This is a genomic window from Pseudoroseomonas cervicalis ATCC 49957 (assembly GCF_000164635.1).
Taxonomy (GTDB): domain Bacteria; phylum Pseudomonadota; class Alphaproteobacteria; order Acetobacterales; family Acetobacteraceae; genus Pseudoroseomonas; species Pseudoroseomonas cervicalis.
In genome coordinates this window covers 1-3,297 of sequence record NZ_GG770780.1, presented here as the reverse complement: position 1 = coordinate 3,297, position 3,297 = coordinate 1, and the positions used below count along the sequence as shown (strand labels likewise).

General features: G+C 71.2%; 3 protein-coding genes and 1 pseudogene. All 4 read right to left on the bottom strand.

The window, feature by feature from the left end; genetic code table 11:
* Positions 1 to 189, bottom strand: a 189-nt coding sequence (locus tag HMPREF0731_RS25505; protein WP_040613332.1) for a hypothetical protein, incomplete at its 3' end; no start/stop codon positions are given.
* 203 nt (positions 190 to 392) lie between these two features.
* Positions 393 to 1,199, bottom strand: a complete 807-nt coding sequence (locus tag HMPREF0731_RS13485) for an undecaprenyl-diphosphate phosphatase (protein ID WP_007004702.1) — start codon at positions 1,197 to 1,199, stop codon at positions 393 to 395.
* Between the two features lie 175 nt (positions 1,200 to 1,374).
* On the bottom strand, positions 1,375 to 2,463 hold the full coding sequence (locus tag HMPREF0731_RS13480; protein ID WP_007004701.1) for a TRAP transporter substrate-binding protein: 1,089 nt from the start codon (positions 2,461 to 2,463) through the stop codon (positions 1,375 to 1,377).
* A 175-nt stretch (positions 2,464 to 2,638) separates the two neighbouring features.
* Positions 2,639 to 3,297 (bottom strand): annotated as a pseudogene (locus HMPREF0731_RS13475) (SLC13 family permease); the annotation flags it as partial.

The following is a 3,297-nucleotide window of genomic DNA, read 5'->3' as shown; positions in this document are numbered from 1 at the left end:
GCGGTCGAATTGCCGGCTGGAATAGCCCATCAGGTCGCCGCCCTGGCCGGTCTCGTTCGGCCAGCTCTGCGCCCGCGCGCCCCCCGGCAGCAGCAGGGCGGCCGCCAGCGCCAGCAGGGCCGGCGCCAGCAGGGCCGGGGTCCGGCGAGCCAGGATCGGAAGGGCCGGGACCGGCAAGAGGCGGCGCATCGCTGTTCATTCCCGCAAGCGGCGTGGCCGCCAGGATGACGGCAACGCCGCGCCGCTTCAAGCGAGGCCGCGGCGCGGCGCGTCCCGAAAACCGCGAAAGGTCACGGAAAGGAGAAGCCGGACGCCCGGAGCCCCGGCATGAAAAAAGCCCGGGGCGCGCGGCGGCCCCGGGCTTCACCGGAGAGGGCGGCGGCGGCCGTGCCTCAGCGCAGCGCCAGCCAAGCCAGGATGATCAGGCCGAGGCCGATGCGGTACCAGGCGAAGGGGGTGAAGCCGATGCGGCTGATCACGCTCATCAGCCAGCGCACCACCACCAGCGAGACCAGGAAGGCGGCGGCGAAGCCCACCGCGATCAGCCCGGCGCCGGAGAAGTCGAGATCGGCGCGGTTCTTCCACAGGCTGAACACGGTGGCGGCCACCATGGTCGGGATCGCCAGCAGGAAGCTGAACTCGGCCGCGGTGCGGCGATCGACGCCCACCAGCAGCGCGCTGATGATGGTCGCGCCCGAGCGGCTGGTGCCCGGGATCATCGCCAGCGCCTGGCCGAAGCCGATCAGCAGCGCCGCCAGCGGCCCGATCTCCGGCACCGAATGGATCTGCGGCGCCGGGCGCCAGCGCTCGATCGCCAGGATCACCAGCCCGCCGCCGATCAGCGCCAGCGCCACCACGAAGGGGGTGTAGAGCAGCTCGGTGACCGTCCTGTAGAGGGTGGCGCCCAGCACCAGCGCCGGCAGGAAGGCCAGCAGCAGGTTCAGCGCGAAATAGTATTCATGGCTGCCGATGCGCCACATGCCGGTGGCGATGCGCCAGATCGTCGCGCGGAACAGCCAGATCACCGCCAGGATGGCGCCGAGCTGGATGCTGATCTCGAAGGTCTTGCCCGGCGGGCCCTGGAAGCCGATGGCCTCCCCCAGCAGGATCAGGTGGCCGGTGGAGGAGATCGGGAGGAACTCCGTCACCCCTTCGACGACGCCCATCAGCAGGGCGGAGAGAAGCGAGGCAAAATCCATGGAGGCGTCCTGCGGCTGGGAGCCGCCCGACTAGCCCCGACCGCCCCCCGCTGTCACCCGCCGCCGGCGCCGTGGCGCCGATCCTTCCGCATTTTAACCGCCCGGCCTGCAACCGGAACGGGCCGGAGGCTTGCGCCCCCGGCCCGTCCGCGATCCCGCCCCGGCGGGGGCCGCCTCAGCGCACCGTCTGGCCGGCGGTGAAGGCGAAATTGTCGAAGGAGTTCTCGGCGACGCGGAACCAGGCATATTCGTCGTCGCGGAAGCGGCGATAGGACTCCCAGATCGTCTTGAACCGCTCGTTCTTCGCGCTGGTCTCGTCATACAGCTCATGCGCGGCCTTCCAGGCGGCGGCCAGGATCTCGCGCGGCCAGGGGCGCAGCTGCGTGCCGGCGGCGATCAGCCGGCGCAGCGCCTGCGGGTTGCCGGCGTCGTAGCGCGCGGTCATGTCCTGGTCGGCCTCGGCGCAGGCGGCCTCCAGCGCGGCCTTGTAGGCGGGCGGCAGCGCCTCGAAGGCGGTCTTGTTGACCATCAGGTGCAGCCGCGCGCCGGGCTCGAAGAAGCCGGGGAAGTAGTAGTTCGGCGCGACGCGGGCGAAGCCCAGCTTCTCGTCGTCATAGGGGCCGACGAACTCCACCGCGTCCAGCGTGCCGCGCTCGAGCGAGGGGTAGATGTCGGCCGCCGCCACCTGCGTCGGCACCGCGCCGAGCTTGGCGAAGACCTGGCCGGCGAAGCCGGCGACGCGGAACTTCAGCCCCTGCAGCTCGGCCAGCGACTTCACTTCCTTGCGGAACCAGCCGCCCATCTGCGCGCCGGTGTCGCCGGCGGTGAAGGCCACGATGTTGTAGGTGCCGAACAGCTCCGCCGCCAGCGCGGCGCCGCCGCCATGCCGGTTCCAGGCGTTGAACATGCGGGTGTTCAGGCCGAAGGGCATGGCGGTGAAGAAGGCGAAGGCGGGGTCCTTGCCGACATAGTAGTAGGAGGCGGTGTGCGCGCACTCCACCGTGCCGGCCTGCACCGCGTCCAGCGCCTGCAGCCCGCCCACGATCTCGCCGGCCGGGAAGACGCGGATCTGGAACTTGTTGTCGGTCATCGCCGCGACGCGGCGGGCGATCAGCTCCGGCGCGCCATAGAGGATGTCCAGGTTGCGCGGGAAGGAGCTGGTCAGCCGCCAGCGCAGCTCCGGCGCCGACTGGGCCAGGGCGGGGGCGGCGAGCGCGGCCGGCGCAGCAGCGGCGGCGGCGCCGAGCAGGGCGCGGCGATTCATGCGGGTTTCCTCCCAGCGAGTCGACAAGGCGGCCCCCCATGCGGGGGAGTGTGCCGCTTATCCCTCCGATCGCGTCGCAGCGGAAGGGTGAATTATAATTTTATTACCAAAAATGGCCGGTTTTGGTTGCGGCGCAGCATGCGGCGGGGGCGGCGCACCGCCCCCCCGGGCGGGCTCAGAACAGGCCGAGCAGCGCCGCGGCCCCCATCAGCAGCAGCGAGAAGCCCCACATCCACAGCACCGAATAGCGGATATGCGGCCCGATCTGCGCCCCGGCCAGGCCGAGGGCCAGCCACAGCGCCGGCGAGAAGGGGCTGATGAAGGTGCCGATGATGTTGCCGATGGTCAGCGCGTGCACCACCTCGGCCGGGGCCACGCCATGCGGGGTGACGATCTCCAGCACGATCGGCAGCAGGCCGAAATAATAGGCGTCGGTGCTCAGCACCAGCTCCATCGGCAGGCCGACCACGCCGAACAGCAGGTGCAGCACCGGCACCATGCCGGAGGGCAGCGCCTGCACCAGCCCCTCGGCCATCGCCTTCAGCATGCCGGTGCCGTCCATGATGCCGAGGAAGGAGCCGGCGGCCAGGATGATGATGCCCATGGTCAGGGCGGAAGGCGCATGGGCCGCGACACGCTGCATCTGCAGCGTGGGGTCGCGGTAGTTCAGCAGCAGCGCCACCGCCAGGCCGAGCATGAACACATAGCCGGCCGGCAGCAGCCCGGCGACCAGCGTGGCCAGCACCGCCAGGAACAGCGCCGCATTGGCCCAGAGCAGATGCGGCCGTTCCAGCGCCGCCTCCGCGGCGCTGGGCGCGCCGGCCTCGGCCGCGG